This window comes from Actinopolymorpha sp. B11F2 (genome assembly GCF_040195635.1).
Taxonomy (GTDB): Bacteria; Actinomycetota; Actinomycetes; order Propionibacteriales; family Actinopolymorphaceae; genus Thermasporomyces.
Map to the genome: position 1 here is coordinate 288,893 of NZ_JBEFTX010000001.1, position 18,850 is coordinate 307,742.

Sequence of the window (18,850 nt, forward strand, 5' to 3'; positions counted from 1 at the left end):
CTTACTCGGACGGCTCGTGACCGGTGGCGAGGGCGGTGAGCACGGCCAGCATCGCGGTGACCGCGGGTGGCCGGAAGGGTGGTTCGGCCACGGCGGCGTACAGGCGGCGGGTCGGCAGAGCCGGTGTGGTCCGTCGTAGCACGACACCGCTGTGGATCGCGCCGCTCGCCAAGCTGGGCACGAGACTGATGCCCACACCGGCGGCGACGAGCGCCTGCTTGCCATTCCAGTCGTCGCAGACGAAAGCCACCCGCGGCTGGTCGCCGAGCGCCTCGGCCAACGGAACGATCGGCCCCAGGCAGTCGGGGTGCGCCCCTTCGATCCACGTCTCGGTGCGAAGGTCGGCGAGCCGGACCCGCCGTTGCCGGGCGAGCGGGTGGTCCCGCGACAGAGCCAGGCGCAGGTCCTCGTCGAGGAGCGGGACCAACTCGACACCGTCCTGCCGCTGCAGCGCGAGCTGTGAACGGTCACTCGCACCCTTGGCGGCGTGCGGGTCGGCGAACAGCTCCCACGCAGTGACCAGCGCGAGGTCGACGCGCCCTTCTCGGACCGCGGGGAGCGGTCCGGACGGATCGGCCTGAACCAGGCTGAGACTCACGCCCGGATGAGCGTCGCTGAACTGGCGGATCGCCTCCGGTACGAACGAGGTGTTGGCGCTCGCGAAGGCGGACAGCCGCAGTTGACCGGCGTCAAGGCCGGCATAAGCGTCAAGGCTTGCCTCCATCGCCCGCAGGCGGCCCAGCACGTCACGGGCGAGGTCGACTGCCACGCTGCCGGCGGACGTCGGCACGACGCCGCGGGGTACACGCCGGAAGAGGCGCACCCGCAGCCGCTGCTCCAGACCGGCGATCTGCCGCGAGATCGCCGGCTGTGTCATCGACAGCGACGCGGCCGCCGCGGAGAACGACCCCTGCTCGCTGACCTCGATCAGCACCCGGAGCGACCAGACGTCCAACATGCACACAGCTTATGGCAGACCCAACCAACCTGCATTTGTGCTCATGGCAGCGCCGCCGCACGCTGGACGCATGACTGCGACCAACGTTTCCACCCAATCCGCTCGCTCCACCCAATCCGGTCCGTCGATCGGGCTCGTCACGGCGGTGTTCCTCACCACGCTGATCCACCACGGGTACGGCGGGATCAGCTACGCCAGCGTCGAACGGATCGTCCTTGCCGTCGTGTTCTCGGCGGCGTACGTCCTCACCGCCGGGCTCTTCCTCGCAGGGCGGACCAGGCGATGGGCGCGCTGGCTCTACCAGGGGCTGGTGCTGGTCTTCTGGATCGTCCTGATCGGCGTGTACGAAGGCGGCTACAACCACACGCTCTACGTCGCTCTTCGACTCGTCGGAACTGATCCGCCCGACCTGGAGCAGATCTATCCCGGCGGCGGCGACCTGGTGGTCCCGAACGACGTCTTCTTCCAGGGGACAGGGATCCTCACGCTCGCGACCGCGCTGTGGGTCGCGTTCGCCTGGGCACGCCGAAAGGGCGTCGCTTCATGACCTCCAAGGCGAGGTCTCATGCCGGTCAGGGACAGCGTCGGCCCAGCACCGCCCTCGCCGCCGAGCAGGCCGACATCCTGTCCGCTCACCTGCCGGCCCCACCCGCCCGCGTCCTCGACGCCGGCTGCGGGAACGGCGATCTCGCCCTCGCTCTGACCGGCAAGGGCTACGACGTGACCGGGGTCGACGTCGACCCGCAGGCGGTCAGGTCTGCGGCGGGCCGCGGGGTGCGCGCGGTCGCGGCCGACATCGCCGAGTATGCAAGTGACCAACCGTTCGACGCGGTGGTGTTCTCGCTGTCGCTGCACCATGTGGCCCGACTGGACGACGCGGTCGCACGTGCCCGGGAACTGCTGGTGCCGGGTGGGCAGCTGGTGCTCGACGAGTTCGCCTGGGAACGCGCCGACCGGCCGACCGCCGGCTGGTTCTACGACATGGCCGCGATCCTCGAGGCCGCGAACGTCCTCGCCCATGCCGATGACACCAGCGTCGCCGCTGATCCATTACGCCACTGGCAGTACCAGCACCACGACCGCGAGCCGATGCATCCGGGCACCGCCCTGACGGCCGCGGTCACGCGACGCTTCGGCACCTGCGACACCTTCGAGTTCGCCTACCTGTACCGCTACCTGGGCGGACGGGTCCAAGACGACGAAACCGGCCTCCGCATCGTTCGTACCCTGCGCGACATCGAGGAACGCGAGATCGTCAACGGCGGCTTCGCCCCGGTCGGCCTGCGCGTGGTCGCTCGGCGCCCCGGCCCTCCCAGATGATCCGCCCAAAGATGGTCATGATCACGGGATGGGGCCGGGATGGGGAGGGCCGTCCACGGCGCGTACTAGGCTCGGCCTCGTGCCGCATGACATCGATCACGACTTCCTCAGCCTGCCGCTGCGTACCCTCGCCGACGCCGCCCTCACCCGGGCGCGGGAGTTGGGTGCCGAACACGCGGACTTCCGGCTCGAACGCATCCGGGCCCAGAACCTCTCCCTTCGCGACGCCAGGCTCGTCGGCAGTCGCGACGGGGAGGACACGGGATTTGCGGTCCGGGTGATCAAAGACGGCACCTGGGGGTTCGCCGCCAGTGTCGTCCTCACCCCCGCCGAGGCGGTCCGCGTCGCCGAGCAGGCCGTCGAGGTGGCCGGTGTCGCGGCCGGGATGAACGCCGAACGCATCGAGCTCGCCGACGAGCCCGTCTACCGAGACGTCACGTGGGTGTCGGCGTACGACATCGACCCGTTCACGATCGACGAGCCCGACAAGGTGGCGCTTCTCGCCGACTGGAGCAACCGGCTGCTGACCGCCGACGGCGTGGCGCACACGAGTGCGACGCTGTACCAGGTCAAGGAGCAGAAGTTCTACGCCGACAGCAGCGGCACGGTCACGACCCAGCAGCGGGTCCGGCTCAACCCGACTCTGGAGGCGTTCGCCAACGACCCAGAGTCCGGGCGCTTCGACTCCATGCGTACCCTCGCGCCGCCGGCCGGGCGTGGCTGGGAGTTCCTCACCCCCGCGTCGACCTGGGACTGGGACGCCGAACTCGCCGAGCTGCCGGACCTGCTCGCCGCCAAGCTCAAGGCCCCGAGTGTCGAGGCAGGCAGCTACGACCTCGTCATCGACCCGTCCAACCTCTGGCTCACCATCCACGAGTCGATCGGACACGCCACCGAGCTCGACCGTGCGCTCGGCTACGAGGCCAACTACGCCGGCACGTCGTTCGCCACACCGGACAAGGTCAACACGCTGCGGTACGGCTCCGACGTCATGCACATCACCGGTGACCGGACCGTCGAGCACGGCCTCGCGAGCATCGGCTACGACGACGAGGGCGTGGCGGGTCAGTCCTGGGACATCGTGAAGGACGGCGTCCTCGTCGGCTACCAGCTCGACCGCAGGATCGCGAAGTCGTTCGGCTACGCCCGTTCCAACGGGTGCGCATTCGGCGACTCGCCCTCGCACATCGCGATCCAGCGGATGGCCAACGTCTCGCTCCAACCAGCGGCGAACGGACCATCGACCGACGAGCTGATCGGCCGCGTCGATCGAGGGATCTACGTCGTCGGCGACCGGTCCTGGTCGATCGACATGCAGCGCTACAACTTCCAGTTCACCGGGCAGCGCTTCTACAAGATCGAGGGCGGGAAGCTCGCCGGGCAGCTGCGCGACGTCGCCTACCAGGCGACCACCACCGACTTCTGGGGCTCGATGGAGGCGGTCGGCGGACCCGCGACGTGGGTCCTCGGTGGCGCGTTCAACTGCGGCAAGGCCCAGCCCGGGCAGGTCGCGCCGGTGAGCCACGGCTGCCCGTCGGCACTGTTCCGCGGCGTACGCATCCTCAACACCACACAGGAATCCGGACGGTGAGCACACCAGTGAGCAGTGACCTGACCCTGCAGGAGACCGTCGAGCGTGCGCTGGCGAGGTCCAAGGCCGACGGGTGCGTCGTCCTCGCCACGGAGTCCTCCAGCGCCAACCTTCGCTGGGCCAACAACACCCTCACCACCAACGGCGTCATGCTGACCCGCTCCCTCACCGTGATCGCGACCGTCGCCGGCAAGACCGGGACCTCCTCCGGCGTGGTCACCCGCAGCGCGCTGACCAGGGACGAGATCGACACCGTGGTGAAGGCCGCCGAGGAGGCCGCCCGAGCAGGCGATGCCGCAGAGGACGCCCAGCCGCTGATCGAGGGCGCTGCCACCTCCGACTGGAACGAACCGCCAGCCGAGACCTCCATCCGAGTCTTCGACACCTTCGCCCCCGCCCTCGGAGACGCTTTCGGCAAGGCCCGCGACACCGGCCGGCACCACTACGGCTTCGTCGAACACGACCTGAGCACGGTCTACCTCGGTTCGTCCACGGGCCTGCGCATGCGCCACGTCCAGCCGACCGGCTTCGTCACCATGACGGGCAAGTCCGCCGATCTCAGCGGCTCGGCCTGGGTAGGCCAGGCGACGCGGGACTTCACCGACGTCGACGCGACCACGCTGGCCGGTGAGCTCGACCGCAGGCTGGACTGGTCCGAGCGCAGGATCGAACTGCCCGCCGGCCGGTACGAAACGCTGCTGCCGCCGACCGCTGTCGCCGACCTGCTCATCTATGCGTACTGGACCATGTCGGCGCGGGACGCCCACGAGGGGCAGACGGTCTACAGCAAACCCGGTGGCGGTACCCGGGTGGGCGAACGCCTCTCCCCCAGCAACCTCGCGATGTACTCCGACCCGGCGTACTCCGGGTTGGAGTGCGCGCCGTTCGTGGTGGCCCATTCGTCGTCGTCCACCCAGAGTGTCTTCGACAACGGCCTCACCCAGGGCGGTACGCACTGGATCCGCGATGGCGAACTGTCGGCGCTCGCGACCAGCCGGTACTCCGCCGAGCTCACCGGTCTGCCGGTCACGCCGTACGTCGACAACCTCATCCTCGACATCCCGGACCCGGCCGGATCGATCGACGACCTGGTCGCCCGGACCGAACGCGGTTTGCTGCTGACCTGCCTGTGGTACATCCGCGAGGTCGACCCACAGACGCTGTTGCTCACCGGGCTGACCCGCGACGGTGTCTACCTCGTCGAGAACGGCGAGGTCGTCGGTCTCGTCAACAACTTCCGGTTCAACGAGAGCCCGGTCGACCTGCTGGGGCGCTTCGCCGAGGCGGGCGGCACGGTGCCGGCGTTCTCGCGAGAATGGGGCGACTACTTCCCTCGCGTGGCCGCTCCCGCCCTGCGGGTCCCCGACTTCAACATGTCGAGCGTGAGCCAGGCCAGCTAGTCCGCCGGTCGTGACTCCCAGCGCCTGCTCGCGGGCGCGCCGAGCCGCAAATGACCACGCTGAGCAGGCCCGTGGGCGCCTGGACGGGCGTCGACGCCTCGCCAAATGCCACTGGCATGGGCAGCGTGGTCATTGCCTCGGGACAGGCATGGGCAGCGTGGTCACCTCGGGACAGGCATTGGCAGCGTGGTCATTCCCCGCCAAGACAGGCACCGCTGCCCGTAGCTCCGCCCGTTCATGTCGCGTGCGGGGGACGGGCGGCTAGCGCAGCGCCAGGCGGAGGACGTCGGACACGCCGTACCTCGCGGCTGCGGCCCGCTTGATCGCGCGCAGACCGGATCCGCGGACCTCGACGACCAGATCGGCCAGGGACCGCTGAGCCTTCGCGTCGCCGCCGAACGCCGCGATGCAGGTCTCGGGTTCGGCGTTCGCGAACGCCAGCAGGGCACCGGTCGCACCGACCGGGCCCGCGAGAGCGATGAGCGCGCCGGAGCCGACGTAGACGTTCCCGTCCCACGTCGCCAACTCGTGGAGCAGCCGCGCCGGGTCGGCCGAGGAGTCCTTCACCGCGCCGATGGGCAGGTCCGACAGCGCGGAGACCTCGATCCCGGGCACGCCGAGAGGCCCGGGATTGTGGTAACCGATCACCCGGCTGCGGTCGCCGACCGCCTCGGCGACCGCGGAGAAGAGTGCTACCTGGTCCACACCGGCACGAGCCGGGCTGACCAGCACGGCGTCGGCGCCGGCTTTGCGCGCCGCCAGTGCCCGGGCGGCCGCTCCCCGCGCCCACGATCCGCTGGCGCCGGCGATGACGGTGACGTCGTCCGGGAGTGCGTCGCGGGTCGCCGCGATCAGCTCCTCCCGCTCCGACTCTTCCAGTGTCTCCGCCTCGCCGGTCGTCCCCGCGACCAGGACGGCGCGGACTCCGGCGTCGACCAGTCGCTGGGCGTGGGCCACTGTGCCGGGCACGTCAACGGACCCGTCGGGGGCGAAGAGAGTGATCAGGGCGACGCCGACACCACGAAACGTTGGATCTGCCATCAAGTCTCCTCGTTCGTACCGGCCAGACATCGGGTATCTTCCCCACCCATTCTGTCTGACATCTGATGACTCGCTCACGCCAGGCGGCCGTCAACCGGTGCGCCTGACCGGGACCGGGCAGGGCGCGGGTCCACGGCTGGGCGCCGGGATTGTTACGGTCCTCCCATGGCGACAGGCGTCCTCCCAGCCCATGAGCTCCTGGTCAGGCTCATCACCGCTCCCGCCGTCGCCGCCCGCGACGTCGATGACACCGGCCGGCTGCTCCTGGGCAACGACACGTCCGGCACGATGCAGCTCTACGAGGCCGGAACCGACGGATCATGGCGGCAGCTGACCGCTCTCGACGGTCCCGCGAACGGCCGCTATCTTCCGGAGAGCCGGACCGTCGTCGTCGAACACGATGCCGGCGGCAACGAACGTGCACAGCTCTCCCTCCTCGACCTGTCCGAGGAGGTTTCGTCCGAGCTGCCGGCCCTGCGCCCGTTCGTCCACGATCCGCGTTGGCTGCACCGGCTCGCCGGCGTCCAGCCCGGCCGCGTGCTCTACCTGACCAACCGCCGCAATGGCGTCGATTTCGATCTCGTCAGCCGCGAGGTCGCGACCGACGAGGAACGAGTTCTCTACGACGGTGGCGGCTACGTCCTGGAGGCTGAGGCTTCACCCGACGGCCGCTGGGTGGCCCTGACCCGGCCCAACGCTCCCGCAAACTCCTACCAACTCGTCCTCGTGTCGACGGCCGACGGTCAGGCCCAGGAGATCACCGCATGGGACGACGACGCGTTCATGCGTACGCCCTCGTGGCTCCCGGACTCCAGCGGGCTGTTGCTGTCCACCAACAGCGGCCGGGAGATGACCGCGGTCGTGAGGTACGACCTGGCGAGCCGCACATGGAGCGAAGTCGTCGTCGACGACGCCCATGACCTCATCGGGTGGGCGTCCCCGGACGGTGAACACGTCCTGGTGGCGACGAACGACGACGGAGCGATATCCCTGGCGATCCACCGGCTCGCGGACGGTGGCCTCGTGCGCGTGCTCGACCTCCCACCGGGCGGATGCCCCGCGCTGGTCCGCGTTCCCGACCCGGTGTGGTCAGGGTCTGGTGCGGCGTTGGCCATGACCTACTCCTCTCCAGCCGGACCCGCGTACGCGATCCGTTGCGACCCCTCCACCGGTGTGCTGACCCCGGTCCGCGCACCGGACGCGCCGCCGCTGCCGGAGGATCTCCCGCGCCCGACCTCGCACCGCGTTCCGACGCCGGACGGCGAGCGGATCCCGGTGTTCGCCTACCGACCGGCCGACGGCGGTGACGGCTCCGCGGTCCTCGTCATCCACGGTGGTCCGGAGAGCCAGTCGGTCCAGCAGTGGAATCCGATCGTCGCCGGGCTCGTCGCGCAGGGGCACACCGTCCTCGTGCCCAACGTGCGAGGTTCGACCGGGTACGGAAAACGGTGGTACGCCCTCGACGACGTACGCCGCCGGCTCGACTCGGTGGCCGACCTCGCCGCCATCCACGACTGGTTGCCGACCGTCGGCCTCGACCCGGCGCGGGCAGCGCTCTACGGCGGTTCGTACGGCGGCTACATGGTCCTCGCCGGACTCGCGTTCCAGCCCGAGCGTTGGGCGGCCGGGGTGGACATCGTGGGAATCGCCTCCCTGGTGACGTTCCTGGAGAACACGTCGAGCTACCGACGCAGCCACCGCGAACGCGAGTACGGCTCGCTGGAGCACGACCGTGAGTTCCTGCACGAGGCGAGTCCACTCACCAGGGTCGACGCGATCCGCGCACCGCTCTTCGTCATCCATGGCGCCAACGATCCGAGGGTGCCGCTGTCGGAGGCGGAGCAGTTGGTCGCAGCGTTGCAGGCCCGCGACATCCCCTGTGAGCTCCGGGTGTACGCCGACGAGGGGCACGGCCTGGCCCGCCAGGTCAACCAGCTCGACGCGTATCCTCCGGCGCTGGAGTTCCTCGCGAAGCACCTCGCCCGGACGTGACCGTGACCTGGCAGACGTGGACCGAGACAATGCAGACGTGCCTCGCGAGACTGCACGTGACCGTGATCGAGCAAGGAGAAGGACGACCGCATGAGTGAGCCAGTGGGTTTTGTCGGACTCGGCATCATGGGCGCCGGGATGGCCGGCAACCTGCTCCGCGCTGGATTCGACGTCGTGGTCTACAACCGCACGGCCGCGCGGGCCGAGCCATTGGTCACGGCCGGTGCCCAGGTGGCCGACTCGCCGCGTGCGGTGGCCGAGCGCTGCCCCGTCGTCTTCACGTGTGTGAGCGACACCCCGGACGTCGAGCAGGTGCTGTTCGGTGACAACGGTCTCGCCCAGGGGGTCAGCGACGGATCGCTCATCGTCGACGCGAGCACCGTCAGTCCCGAGGCGACCCGCGGGTGGGCGGCGACACTCGCCGAACGCGGCGTCGGCTTCCTCGACGCACCGATCTCCGGCGGCAGCGAGGGCGCGGCCAAGGGCACGCTGTCGATCATGGTCGGCGGCGACGAGGCCAGCGTCGACCGCGTACGCCCGTACCTCGACGCCATGGGCAGCACGATCACCCACGTCGGGCCCGTCGGCGCCGGACAGACCTGCAAGCTCGTCAACCAGATCCTGGTGGTCGTGTCCATGCTCGGCGTCGCCGAGGCGCTGGTCTTCGCCAAGGCCGGCGGACTCGACCTGGAGAAGACCATCGCGGCCGTCGAAGGCGGTGCCGCCGGTTCCTGGATGCTCGCCAACCGCGGACCGCAGGTGATCCGCGACGACTGGCGGCCGGGCTTCACGATCGACCTGCAGCAGAAGGACCTGCGCCTGGTGATGGAGGCGGCCGACGAAGTCGGCGTACCCACCATCGCGACGAGCACGATCTTCCATCTCTATCGCACCCTCCAGCGCGACGGCCTCGGCGCCGAGGGCAACCACGCACTCGTCAAGGCGCTGGAACGCCTGTCCGGGATCCAGGCGCGCCAGGAGTAGGCCAGGACGATGCCGACGTGAACCACCATGCCCACTGAACCTCTCGGCGCCGCGCTCGACCGCGTGCGCGCGATGCTGCTCGACCCCGAGCGCCTTGTTCGCGCCGTCGCGGCCGGCCGCCGTCGCGGGCACACTGTGCCGTGGCGGCGGGCCGAGCTGCGCTACGTCGACCTCAAGACGGGCCGGGCTCTGCAGGTGACGACGTACGACGAAGCCCAGGCCCACACCCGCAACAGCGCGGTGGGAAGCGACGCCGCCGGAGCCGTCGACGAGCTGCTCGAGCTGCCCTTCGGAAACTGGCACGTCGACACGCTCGACGAGGTGGTGCAGCTGCGGGTCACCAAGAAGGGTGAGGCGCAGGTCCACACGAAGCCGCGTGAGGCCGGCAGCGACGCCGAGGTGGCCGTACGGAGGGAGCACGACCGGGCGAAGCCACGACTCCTGCCCGTGGACGATCCGGTGCTGCGCGCGGTCGGCATCGCCGACCATCGCGGCCAGATCAAGCCCAGCCGGCAGTCGAAGTACCGCCAGGTCGACGAGTTCCTCCGGATCCTCGAACCCGCCGTCGACGACGCCGTGGAAACCGGACGCGTCCCCCGACCGACGCCCACACGGCCGTTGCGAGTGGTCGATCTTGGCTGCGGGAACGCCTACCTCACCTTCGCCGCGGTGAGCTACCTCGCCACGGTCCGTGGATTCCCGTTGCAGATGGTGGGCGTCGACGTACGCCCTCAGGCGCGGCAACGCAACACCGAGCTGGCCGCGTCTCTCGGGTGGGATCGGCAGCTGACCTTCGTCCAGTCCTCCATCGAGGCCGCCACGGTTCCCGATCCGCCGGATGTCGTGCTGTCCCTGCACGCCTGCGACACGGCGACGGACGAGGCGTTGGCTCGGGCGGTGCGGTGGGAAGCCCCGGTCATCCTCGCCGCGCCGTGCTGCCATCACGACATCCAGACCCAGCTGAGCCAGGCCGAGGTCCCGGACCCGTACGCGATGATCACCCGGCACGGCATCCTGCGCGAACGCTTCGCGGACGTGCTCACCGACGCGTTGCGCGCGTCCATCCTGCGCCAGCACGGCTACCGGGTGGAGGCGATCCAGTTCGTGGGCAGCGAACACACGCCCCGCAACGTGCTGCTCCGCGCCATCCGGACGGGTGCCGTGTCTGGATCGAACGTCGCCGAGGAGTACGCCACGATGGTGGAGCAGTGGGGTGTACGCCCGGCCCTGGCCAGCATGCTGGAGACCTGATCGGCCCAGCGGAGCCCCAAGAATGCGGCGTGTCCATCGGCAGCGTCCGCCCGCGCTCGACGACCTCACCGATCAAGGCGTGATCTACACGGTCAAGGGCAAGGGACGGTACATCGCCGAGAGCACATAGCAGGAGACGGTGCGTAGGGAGCACCGGGCGTGGTAGTGCTGGCAGATGTCAGGAGAGGTGAGCCGCCTCGACGACTCTCATCGGCCGCCAGCGTTGATCGTAATCCGGATGATCGCTGTACAACTCGGCGACGACCGCCAGGCACAGCGCATACGCCGCATGTGCCTCGCGCGGTTCCCGAGTTGCCCGATACATGGTGACCAACTGGCGCCGTGCACGGCACGTTTCGAGCACCCACTCCAGTCGCTCCTGGCTCAGGTCCCGGTTGTACTCCGCGAGCGCGCGCCGTTCGTCTTCGACTACCCGCTTCAGGACGAAGTGGTCCATGGTCTCCACGGCCTTCGACCGTACGTAGTGGACCATCCGCCCGGTGAGGGGCTAAGGACCCAGAGCCCTGGGCCGTCGACTGCCGGACGCGAAAGCAGCGGACCGCTGGCCTGCGCGCGTTGGAGGTTCGTCGACTTCTAAGGCGACGAACCTCCAACAACTCGAATCGAGGGCCACCGAGGGCTTGCCAATAGTTAACATATGCTGCAATTATTGCGTCCGTGACCGATGAACGGGCCGACAGGCTCTTCGAGACCCTCGCCGACCACACGCGCCGGGAGATCGTCCAGCTGCTCGGCCAACGCCCCCATCGCGCGGGTGAGCTGGCCAAGGCGACCGGAACCTCCGCGCCCGCCATGAGCAGGCATCTGCGCGTCCTCCTCAGTGCCGGTCTCGTCACCGACGAACGGGTGCCCGACGACGCCCGCGTGCGCATCTTCCGCCTCCGCCCCGAGTCCCTGACAGCTGCCCAGGCATGGCTGGACCAGGTGCAGGCCCACTGGAACGAACAACTCCAGTCCTTCAAGCGCCACGCCGAACGCAAGGAACCCCGCCCGTGACCAGGACATCGGCCTCGGCATCGGTGGAGGTGGATCTCGACCCTCACACGGCCTTCAAAGTCTTCACCCAAGAGATCGACCTGTGGTGGGTACGCGGGCCGATCAACTTCCACGACGCCTCACGGCTCGCGGAGCTTCGGATGGAACCCGGTGTCGGCGGCCGGATCCTCGAGATCTACGACGAGTCCAGCGGGGACATGCTGGAAACCGCGCGGATCACCGTGTGGGAGCCAGGAATCCGTCTGATCCTCCGCGGCACCGTCCAGGACACCGAGACCGACATCCGCTTCGAGGCCACCGACCACGGGACGCGCGTCAAGGTCGAGCAGTACCTCCTTCCTGGCGGCGACCCATCCACGATCGGCTTCGGTTGGGTCCACATGCTCGGCACGTTCGTGGCCTGGTGCAGGCGCCGTGGCTCCGCGTCGCGCACGCCGCGCGAGCAAGGTCGTCTCGGGATCGTCCTGTCCTACGAAGATCCGCCGGCAGCCGCCCGCTGGCTTCGTACCGTCTTCCAGCTCGGCTCCTGGGACGTCGACAGCCCGCCGGAGGAAGGCGCCAGCCCGTCGTGGATTGAGTTCCACGTCGGAGACGGCATCGTGATCCTGTCACCGCTGGAGAATGCCCCATCGAAAGACCTGCCGGTCACCCACATGACCCGCGTGTACGTCGACGACCTGGACGCGCATTTCGCTCACGCGAAGGCGAACGGAGCGACGATCGTGCGCGGCATCCACCTCCACGGCGAGCGCACGTACATCGCCGAAGACCTTGAGGGTCACCGGTGGGTCTTCGCCCAGGCCCGCCCAACCATGCACTGACACCCAGGACCACGCCAGCCGGTGAGAACGACAGGAGAGGGGAAAAGCATGCCAGTTCGCTGCGAGGAGATCCTCCGAGAGGCCCGCACCGTCGTGTTGCACGACTGGCCGTCGCGAGATGTGCCAGACACGTTGACCCGTGCAGGCTATGAGGTAGTGGTGTTCGGCGGGCCCAAGCCAGACGACGTGTTCGCCAGTGAGCTTCGCGACGGCGAGATCGTAGAGACGCGGATCGGCGTCCCTCCAGACCGCGGCGACCTGGTCTACGTCTTCCGGCCGATCGAGGAGCTCCCCGCGATCGTCGCCGACGCCCAACGGATGGGCGCCACCGCCGTGTGGTGCCAGTCCGGACTGTCGTCGGAAGGCGTCACGGATCCACGCGGCTGCTGGACATCGGAGGCGGAATCTCAGGAGGCGCGCCGCATCGTCGAGTCTGCCGGGCTGACTTACGTCGCCGACGCGTACATCGCCGACGCCGTCCGCACGCTGCAAGGCCAGGTCTGAGCGGGCCGGTCCGGCCACGACCGGCGACCGAGCCATCGAAGGTGGAGTAGGGGCTGACCGCCAATGGGCCCGGCCGGTCAGCCTCTACCCAGCACAGTCACATCACGCCGCAAACCCCGGCGGGCTCAACCGCAGGACTCTTGGTAGGCCCCGAACATGTAGGCGTTGACCGGTTCCACCTTGATGGATGTCCAGACCACGACGACCTGGTCCTGGAGCTTGTCGAACGCCTGCTCCCCGCTTCTCTTGATCCCGTCCATGTCGAGTGCGGCGGTCGCGACGACCATGCATCGGCCAAAGGTGTCGACGCTTCCGAGAGCATGATGGGCGCCGATCTCCGGGATGCCGAAGCTCATGGCTTCGGCGATCTCGTCGGCGTTCTGCTCGATGAGCTTCCTGGCGGCCTCGGCGGACGCCTCGTCCCGGTAAGCGAACACTCGTTGGTCGATCCAGAACAGTCCGGATCCGTGTTCCATGGCGATCTCGATGCCGTAGAGGCAGCCACCATTGTCGAAGGCTTTCTGGCCCGAGGCGCTCCGGCCCGCGCCAGCACAGCTTTCATGGTCCCAAGTGCCCTTCACGTGCATCGTCGCCTTGGCATCACCATTCGAGTACGCCACTGTCTTGTCGTCGCCGTACCAGTCTCGTGCAGTGAGCTTGTCGGCGCGAGCACTCTGCTTCGAGGCCTCGGCCGTCTCCGTCGGTACCGGTGAGGGAGTCCGGGTACCGGTCGGAGATGCTTTCGGTCGGGTGGTACCCACCGGCTTCGACACGGTTTCGGTGTCTGGCCCGTCGCCAAGCGGGAGGTACCCGTGTGCGGACGCAATCACCGCACCAATGACGACGTGGGCCGCGGCTGCCGCAGCCACGATGAGCGCCGTTCGGCGCCGAGACTTCTGCGGCTGGATGACCGGGGGCATCGGCGAGTACGACTCTGCAGCCCCCGGACTTTCCGGCGGCAGGAAGTCTGGTCCCGAGCGGTGGCTGGCTGGGGGTTCGAATGGCGACATGGCACCTACTTTTCTCCCGTTTGATCCCATTGAGGCCAGCCCAGGGGCAAAGGTAGTGGATCATGTGACAGAGTCGCCGGCCAGGTCAGGCTCAACCCGGTCACACCCGTACCGAGTGGGCAGCGGTGCGGAGTTGTGGTTGACCATCCGGGCCGGATGGTCAACAACAACTCCGCGCTGAAACGTCACATGTGCGCGGTGCCTGAGATCTACTCCGCGAAGGCGTCGGGCGGCGGGCAGACACAGACCAGGTTGCGGTCACCGTAGGCCTGGTCGATCCGGCGGACCGGCGACCAGTACTTCCGTCGGCGCAGGGGCGCCACCGGATAGGCCGCCTCCTCCCGGGAGTACGGATGGTCCCACTCCCCCGCCAACATCTCGATCGTGTGCGGCGAGTTGCGCACCGGGTTGTCGTCACCCGGCCATTCGCCGGCCGCCACCCGGTCGATCTCCCCCTTGATGGCGATCATCGCGTCACAGAACCGGTCCAGCTCGGCCAGGTCCTCGGACTCGGTGGGCTCCACCATCAGGGTGCCCGCCACCGGGAAGCTCATCGTCGGCGCGTGGAAGCCGTAGTCGATGAGCCGCTTCGCCACGTCGTCGACGGTGATGCCGACCTGCTTCGTGATCGGGCGTACGTCGATGATGCACTCGTGCGCCACCAGCCCGTCGCGGCCGGTGTAGAGCACGCGGTAGTGCGGCGCCAGCCGGGTGGCTACGTAGTTGGCGGCGAGCACGGCCGACTCGGTGGCGAGGCGCAGCCCCGGCCCACCCATCATCCGCATGTACGCCCACGAGATCGGCAGGATGCCTGCCGACCCGAACGGCGTCGCCGACACCGGCCCCACACCTGTCTCCGGTCCCGCCTGGGCGAGCAACGGGTGGTTGGGAAGGTACGGCGCGAGGTGCTCGCGGACGGCCACGGGACCCACGCCCGGACCGCCGCCGCCATGAGGGATGCAGAACGTCTTGTGCAGGTTGAGATGTGAGACGTCCCCACCGAACTCCCCGATCCGCGCCAGACCGAGCAGGGCGTTGAGGTTGGCGCCGTCGACGTAGACCTGGCCGCCACCCTCGTGCACGATGTCGCACAGCTCGCGGATGTCCTCCTCGAAGACACCGTGCGTCGACGGATACGTCACCATGATGGCGGCGAGCCGATCCCGGTGCTCGTCGACCTTGGCGCGGAGGTCCTCGAGGTCGACGGTCCCGTCGTCGGCCGCGCCGACCACCACCACCCGCATGCCGGCCATCACGGCCGACGCCGCGTTGGTCCCGTGCGCGGACGACGGGATCAGGCAGATGTCCCGATCCGCCTGAGACTGGGCGCGGTGGTACGCACGGATCGCGAGCAGCCCGGCGAACTCGCCCTGCGACCCGGCGTTGGGCTGCAGCGACACCGCCGCGTAGCCGGTCACGTCGGCCAGCCACGACTCCAGCTGGCGGATCAGCGTGAGGTAACCCTGTGCGTCCTCGACCGGCGCGAACGGATGAATGCCCGCGAACTCCGGCCAGCTGATCGGCTCCATCGCCGCTGTCGGGTTGAGCTTCATCGTGCAGGACCCGAGCGGAATCATCCCCCGGTCGAGTGCGAAGTCGTCATCAGCGAGGCCGCGCAGGTAGCGCAGCATCGCCGTCTCGGAGTGGTGCTGCGCGAACACCGGATGGGTGAGATAGGGAGTCGTACGCAGCAGCTCGACCGGAACGGCGTCGGGCGTCGCCGCGGCGATCCCGTCCACGTCGTACGGACCCACGCCGAACGCAGCCCACACAGCGGCGAGCTGCTCCGGACCAGTCACCTCGTCGCAGGCGATCCCCACGTGGTCGTCGTCTGTCAATCGGAGGTTGACACCGCGCTCCCGTGCGCCGGCGACCACCTCGGCCGCCCTGCCCGACACGCGGACCCGCACGGTGTCGAAGAAGTGCTCGGTGACGACCTCGACGCCGCCCTGCCGGAGACCCTGCGCGAGGACCGCCGCGAGGCGGTGGACCCGCGCCGCGATACCCCGGAGCCCGTCGGCTCCGTGGTAGACGGCGTACATCCCGGCGATCACGGCGAGGAGGACCTGTGCCGTGCAGATGTTGCTCGTCGCCTTCTCCCGCCGGATGTGCTGCTCCCGCGTCTGCAACGCCAACCGGTAGGCCGGTCGACCGGCGGCGTCGACGGACACCCCGACGAGGCGCCCGGGCAGGGAGCGTTCCAGTCCTTTGCGTACGGCCATGTAGCCCGCGTGCGGACCGCCGTACATCAGCGGGACGCCGAACCGCTGGGCACTCCCCACCACGACGTCGGCACCCATCTCCCCGGGCGGCCGGAGCAGCGTCAGCGCCAGCAGGTCGGCAGCCACCACCACCTGCGCATCCCGCTCGTGCGTGGCACGCACCATTTCGGTCAGGTCCCGCACCGTCCCGTCGACGCCCGGATACTGCAGGAGTACGCCGAAGAAGTCGCCCTCTGGCAGGCCGGTCGTGATGTCGGCGACCTCCAGGGCGAGACCGAGCGCCTCGGCCCGCGTACGCACCACCGCGATCGTTTGCGGCAGGCACCCGGCGTCGACGAGGAACCGGTCGCTGGAACTCTTCCGGTTGGTCCTGCGCAGCAGCATCATCGCCTCGGCCGCCGCCGTCGCCTCGTCGAGCAGCGACGCGCCCGCGACCGGGAGACCGGTGAGGTCACCCACCACGGTCTGGAAGTTGACGAGCGCCTCGAGCCGACCCTGGCTGATCTCCGGCTGGTACGGCGTGTAGGCGGTGTACCAGGCGGGGCTCTCGAGGATGTTTCGGCGGATGACCGGCGGCGTCACCGTGTCGGAGTAACCCAACCCGATCATCTGGGTCATCGGACGGTTCATGGCCGCGAGCGCCCGCAGCTCCGCCAACGTCTGCGTTTCAGTCGCGGCCGGTGGAAGGTCGAGGGGGCGTCTGGTCCGGATCGACCGCGGGACCGCCGCCGACGTGAGCTCGTCGAGCGAGCCGAACCCGCAGGCCGCGAGCATCTTGGCCCGGTCCTCGCCGGACGGGCCGATGTGGCGATCGGCGAAGTTCGCGGCAGGCGGCGGAGCGCTGATCCGCTGGGAGCCGATGCTGGACGAGATCGAGGCGTTCATGGGAGCTCCCCGGTCGAGGCAGGTGGCCTGTCAGGTCGAGTCCCCCTCTGTCACGCCACCGTGGCGCTCCAGAGTCGCCTCGCCCGCATGGTCCGTGAGCCTGAGAGGTTCCGGGGGGTTGCCCCTTCGGCGCTCCACGACCTACGAGGAGTAACCGCCCTACTTCGGCCGGTTCATCCGGTCGTGGAGACTCTCCCACGCGGGGTTGTCAGCTCGACCCACGCTACCAGCGTCCGGGCTGGAGTTTGGTCAACCACGCCAGCAGCTGCCGGCTTCGCGGCAATGACCACGCTGAGCTGGCACCTGATTCCTGGGCGAGGCATCGGCACCGTACGGGCGACCACAGACCTACCGGGCGTGGTCATTTCCGCCGAACCGGCCACCGGAACAACATCCGGACGGACCTTTTGCACCGGGAACTCCCGGTCGAACGCCTCTGCGAACGTCAGCCCGTGAGCCGGGCGCGGCGGCGCAACGCGAGCTCGTCACCTGGGTGCTCGTGGTCCTCGGGGGCATCGGGCCGCTCACCCGGGAACTCCGCGAGGGTGCCCTCGACCTCACGGGACACCCGCCCGAGAGCGATGCCGAACACGCCCTGACCACCCTGGAGCAGGTCGATCACCTCGTCGGGCGAGGTGCACTCGTAGACGCTCGCACCGTCGCTCATGAGCGTGATCTCCGCCAGATCCTGGGCGCCCCGCTCGCGCAGGTGCATGACCGCGGTGCGGATCTGCTGCAACGAGACGCCGGCGTCGAGCAGGCGCTTGATCACCTTGAGCATCAGGACGTCGCGAAAAGAGTAGAGCCGCTGGGTGCCCGAGCCGGACGCCGGACGGACGGTGGGCTCCACCAGACCGGTGCGCGCCCAGTAGTCGAGTTGTCGATAGGTGATGCCAGCCGCGGCACAGGCGGTGGCACCGCGGTAGCCCAGGCCGTCCTGGGGCGGATCCGGAACGCCGTCAGCTGGTCCGAACAGCAGACCCTGCGCACCAGCCGTACGGCGGGCTTCGGTCCGCTCGGGACTCTCGCCCATGGCGGCGCCGGTGGCACCGCCTCCCGCCTGGTCACCCGTGCCTGTCACGGCCGCCTCCCACATTGTTGGGGTCGCGGCGAGCGCGACACCCTCTCCAGTCCTACCCGACCCCGACCCGGACGAGACCGCTGGTCATACGGCAGAGCCGCATGCTTGCGCCTCCTGCGAGAAGCGCCCCCCATGGAAGCCGAATGACATCCACGAAGTTTTCCTCGTCACGGTAGGCCCGCGCGTCGTGACGGGTCAACGCGACGGCCGGCGTGTCGCCCCGAAACCTCAACCTGAGGTCGAGACCGAAAGGGGACCTCAGCCTGGGGTGTCGAAGTCCTCCGGTGTCACCTGGTCGAGGAACTCACGAAACTTCTGGACTTCGGCCTCCTGCTCGTCCGGGATGGCGATGCCGGCCTCGGTCAGAACCTCGTCCGAGCAGACGATCTTGACGTTCAGGCGGAGTGCCAGGGCGATCGAGTCCGATGGCCTCGCACTGACCTCGACACCGCTCGCGAAGGCGAGGATGCCGTAGAAGACACCGTCGCGGAGGTCGGTGATCCGGACCTCGGTCAGTTCCTGGCCGGTCGCGATCAGCACATCGCGGAACAAGTCATGGGTCAGCGGCCGCGCCGGGACGATCCCCTGCTGGGCGTGAGCGATGGCACTCGCCTCAGCGGGCCCCACCCAGATCGGCAAGAACCGTTCGCCGTCGACCTCCCGGAGCAGGACAATCGGCTGGTTCGAAGGCATCTCCACCCGGACACCAACGACGTCGAGCTCGCGCACTCGTCCACACTACCCCGGTCGGTTGGTGGCCAGTCGACCGACGC

The 18,850-nt window shown here is 69.0% G+C and carries 17 protein-coding genes and 1 riboswitch; of the genes, 10 read left to right on the forward strand and 7 right to left on the reverse strand.

Annotated elements, in window-relative coordinates; all coding sequences use genetic code 11:
- Nucleotide 1: 1 nt before the first annotated feature.
- Nucleotides 2–958 (reverse strand): LysR family transcriptional regulator, encoded by a 957-nt coding sequence (locus ABN034_RS01330; protein ID WP_349689127.1) that lies wholly within the window; start codon nt 956–958, stop codon nt 2–4.
- Between the two features lie 70 nt (nt 959–1,028).
- Between ABN034_RS01330 and ABN034_RS01335 the strand changes: the two genes are divergently transcribed.
- From ABN034_RS01335 to ABN034_RS01350, 4 genes are all read left to right on the forward strand, one after another.
- On the forward strand, nt 1,029–1,505 hold the full coding sequence (locus tag ABN034_RS01335; protein ID WP_349689128.1) for a hypothetical protein: 477 nt from the start codon (nt 1,029–1,031) through the stop codon (nt 1,503–1,505).
- Nucleotides 1,502–2,278, forward strand: coding sequence for a class I SAM-dependent methyltransferase (locus ABN034_RS01340; protein ID WP_349689129.1), 777 nt, complete (start codon nt 1,502–1,504; stop codon nt 2,276–2,278). Before ABN034_RS01335 ends, ABN034_RS01340 begins: the two co-directional genes overlap by 4 nt.
- Before the next feature lie 79 nt (nt 2,279–2,357).
- Nucleotides 2,358–3,869 (forward strand): TldD/PmbA family protein, encoded by a 1,512-nt coding sequence (locus ABN034_RS01345; RefSeq protein WP_349689130.1) that lies wholly within the window; start codon nt 2,358–2,360, stop codon nt 3,867–3,869.
- The gene (locus tag ABN034_RS01350; RefSeq protein WP_349689131.1) at nt 3,866–5,269 is read left to right on the forward strand and encodes a metallopeptidase TldD-related protein; all 1,404 of its coding nucleotides are present in this window, start codon (nt 3,866–3,868) and stop codon (nt 5,267–5,269) included. The genes ABN034_RS01345 and ABN034_RS01350 overlap by 4 nt, the downstream gene beginning before the upstream one ends.
- A gap of 261 nt (nt 5,270–5,530) precedes the next feature.
- On the opposite strand, the gene ABN034_RS01355 is transcribed toward ABN034_RS01350, so the two are convergent.
- Complete coding sequence (locus ABN034_RS01355) at nt 5,531–6,310, reverse strand: dihydrodipicolinate synthase family protein (protein ID WP_349689132.1); 780 nt, start codon at nt 6,308–6,310, stop codon at nt 5,531–5,533.
- A gap of 165 nt (nt 6,311–6,475) precedes the next feature.
- On the opposite strand from ABN034_RS01355, the gene ABN034_RS01360 reads away from it, so the two are divergent.
- The 3 genes from ABN034_RS01360 to ABN034_RS01370 all read left to right on the forward strand — a co-directional run bounded on the left by ABN034_RS01360 (nt 6,476) and on the right by ABN034_RS01370 (nt 10,537).
- Nucleotides 6,476–8,302: a S9 family peptidase gene (locus ABN034_RS01360; RefSeq protein WP_349689133.1), complete on the forward strand. Its 1,827-nt coding sequence runs from the start codon at nt 6,476–6,478 to the stop codon at nt 8,300–8,302.
- 90 nt (nt 8,303–8,392) lie between these two features.
- Nucleotides 8,393–9,286: an NAD(P)-dependent oxidoreductase gene (locus ABN034_RS01365; protein ID WP_349689134.1), complete on the forward strand. Its 894-nt coding sequence runs from the start codon at nt 8,393–8,395 to the stop codon at nt 9,284–9,286.
- A gap of 27 nt (nt 9,287–9,313) precedes the next feature.
- Nucleotides 9,314–10,537: an SAM-dependent methyltransferase gene (locus tag ABN034_RS01370; protein WP_349689135.1), complete on the forward strand. Its 1,224-nt coding sequence runs from the start codon at nt 9,314–9,316 to the stop codon at nt 10,535–10,537.
- 178 nt (nt 10,538–10,715) lie between these two features.
- Here ABN034_RS01370 and ABN034_RS01375 read toward each other — a convergent pair whose 3' ends face one another.
- Nucleotides 10,716–10,994 (reverse strand): DUF6221 family protein, encoded by a 279-nt coding sequence (locus ABN034_RS01375; RefSeq protein ID WP_349328125.1) that lies wholly within the window; start codon nt 10,992–10,994, stop codon nt 10,716–10,718.
- A 221-nt stretch (nt 10,995–11,215) separates the two neighbouring features.
- Between ABN034_RS01375 and ABN034_RS01380 the strand changes: the two genes are divergently transcribed.
- Genes ABN034_RS01380 through ABN034_RS01390 form a run of 3 tightly spaced genes read left to right on the forward strand, consistent with a single transcriptional unit; the run spans nt 11,216 to nt 12,879 of the window.
- Nucleotides 11,216–11,554 (forward strand): ArsR/SmtB family transcription factor, encoded by a 339-nt coding sequence (locus ABN034_RS01380; protein ID WP_349689136.1) that lies wholly within the window; start codon nt 11,216–11,218, stop codon nt 11,552–11,554.
- A complete protein-coding gene (locus ABN034_RS01385; RefSeq protein WP_349689137.1) occupies nt 11,551–12,375 on the forward strand; it encodes a VOC family protein in 825 nt (274 codons plus the stop codon). The genes ABN034_RS01380 and ABN034_RS01385 overlap by 4 nt, the downstream gene beginning before the upstream one ends.
- 48 nt (nt 12,376–12,423) lie before the next feature.
- Nucleotides 12,424–12,879: a CoA-binding protein gene (locus ABN034_RS01390; RefSeq protein WP_349689138.1), complete on the forward strand. Its 456-nt coding sequence runs from the start codon at nt 12,424–12,426 to the stop codon at nt 12,877–12,879.
- 125 nt (nt 12,880–13,004) lie between these two features.
- Here the strand turns inward: ABN034_RS01390 and ABN034_RS01395 are convergent, their stop codons facing one another.
- The 4 genes from ABN034_RS01395 to ABN034_RS01410 form a co-directional block, all read right to left on the reverse strand.
- Nucleotides 13,005–13,748: a hypothetical protein gene (locus ABN034_RS01395; protein ID WP_349689139.1), complete on the reverse strand. Its 744-nt coding sequence runs from the start codon at nt 13,746–13,748 to the stop codon at nt 13,005–13,007.
- Nucleotides 13,749–14,098: 350 nt separating this feature from the next.
- A complete protein-coding gene (gcvP, locus tag ABN034_RS01400) occupies nt 14,099–16,996 on the reverse strand; it encodes an aminomethyl-transferring glycine dehydrogenase (protein ID WP_349689140.1) in 2,898 nt (965 codons plus the stop codon).
- Nucleotides 16,997–17,074: 78 nt separating this feature from the next.
- Nucleotides 17,075–17,204, reverse strand: a riboswitch (glycine riboswitch).
- A 237-nt stretch (nt 17,205–17,441) separates the two neighbouring features.
- Nucleotides 17,442–18,029 (reverse strand): MerR family transcriptional regulator, encoded by a 588-nt coding sequence (locus ABN034_RS01405; RefSeq protein WP_349328124.1) that lies wholly within the window; start codon nt 18,027–18,029, stop codon nt 17,442–17,444.
- 306 nt (nt 18,030–18,335) lie between these two features.
- The gene (locus tag ABN034_RS01410; protein ID WP_349328073.1) at nt 18,336–18,806 is read right to left on the reverse strand and encodes a bifunctional nuclease family protein; all 471 of its coding nucleotides are present in this window, start codon (nt 18,804–18,806) and stop codon (nt 18,336–18,338) included.
- Nucleotides 18,807–18,850: the final 44 nt, after the last annotated feature.

Bases quoted from the DNA above. Each gene is read 5' to 3' on its own strand.
- ABN034_RS01330 (WP_349689127.1), bottom strand. From the start codon at position 958: ATGTTGGACGTCTGGTCGCTCCGGGTGCTGATCGAGGTCAGCGAGCAG.
- ABN034_RS01335 (WP_349689128.1), top strand. From the start codon at position 1,029: ATGACTGCGACCAACGTTTCCACCCAATCCGCTCGCTCCACCCAATCC.
- ABN034_RS01340 (WP_349689129.1), top strand. From the start codon at position 1,502: ATGACCTCCAAGGCGAGGTCTCATGCCGGTCAGGGACAGCGTCGGCCC.
- ABN034_RS01355 (WP_349689132.1), bottom strand. From the start codon at position 6,310: ATGGCAGATCCAACGTTTCGTGGTGTCGGCGTCGCCCTGATCACTCTC.
- ABN034_RS01360 (WP_349689133.1), top strand. From the start codon at position 6,476: ATGGCGACAGGCGTCCTCCCAGCCCATGAGCTCCTGGTCAGGCTCATC.
- ABN034_RS01365 (WP_349689134.1), top strand. From the start codon at position 8,393: ATGAGTGAGCCAGTGGGTTTTGTCGGACTCGGCATCATGGGCGCCGGG.
- ABN034_RS01370 (WP_349689135.1), top strand. From the start codon at position 9,314: ATGCCCACTGAACCTCTCGGCGCCGCGCTCGACCGCGTGCGCGCGATG.
- ABN034_RS01375 (WP_349328125.1), bottom strand. From the start codon at position 10,994: ATGGACCACTTCGTCCTGAAGCGGGTAGTCGAAGACGAACGGCGCGCG.
- ABN034_RS01390 (WP_349689138.1), top strand. From the start codon at position 12,424: ATGCCAGTTCGCTGCGAGGAGATCCTCCGAGAGGCCCGCACCGTCGTG.
- gcvP (WP_349689140.1), bottom strand. From the start codon at position 16,996: ATGAACGCCTCGATCTCGTCCAGCATCGGCTCCCAGCGGATCAGCGCT.
- ABN034_RS01405 (WP_349328124.1), bottom strand. From the start codon at position 18,029: ATGGGCGAGAGTCCCGAGCGGACCGAAGCCCGCCGTACGGCTGGTGCG.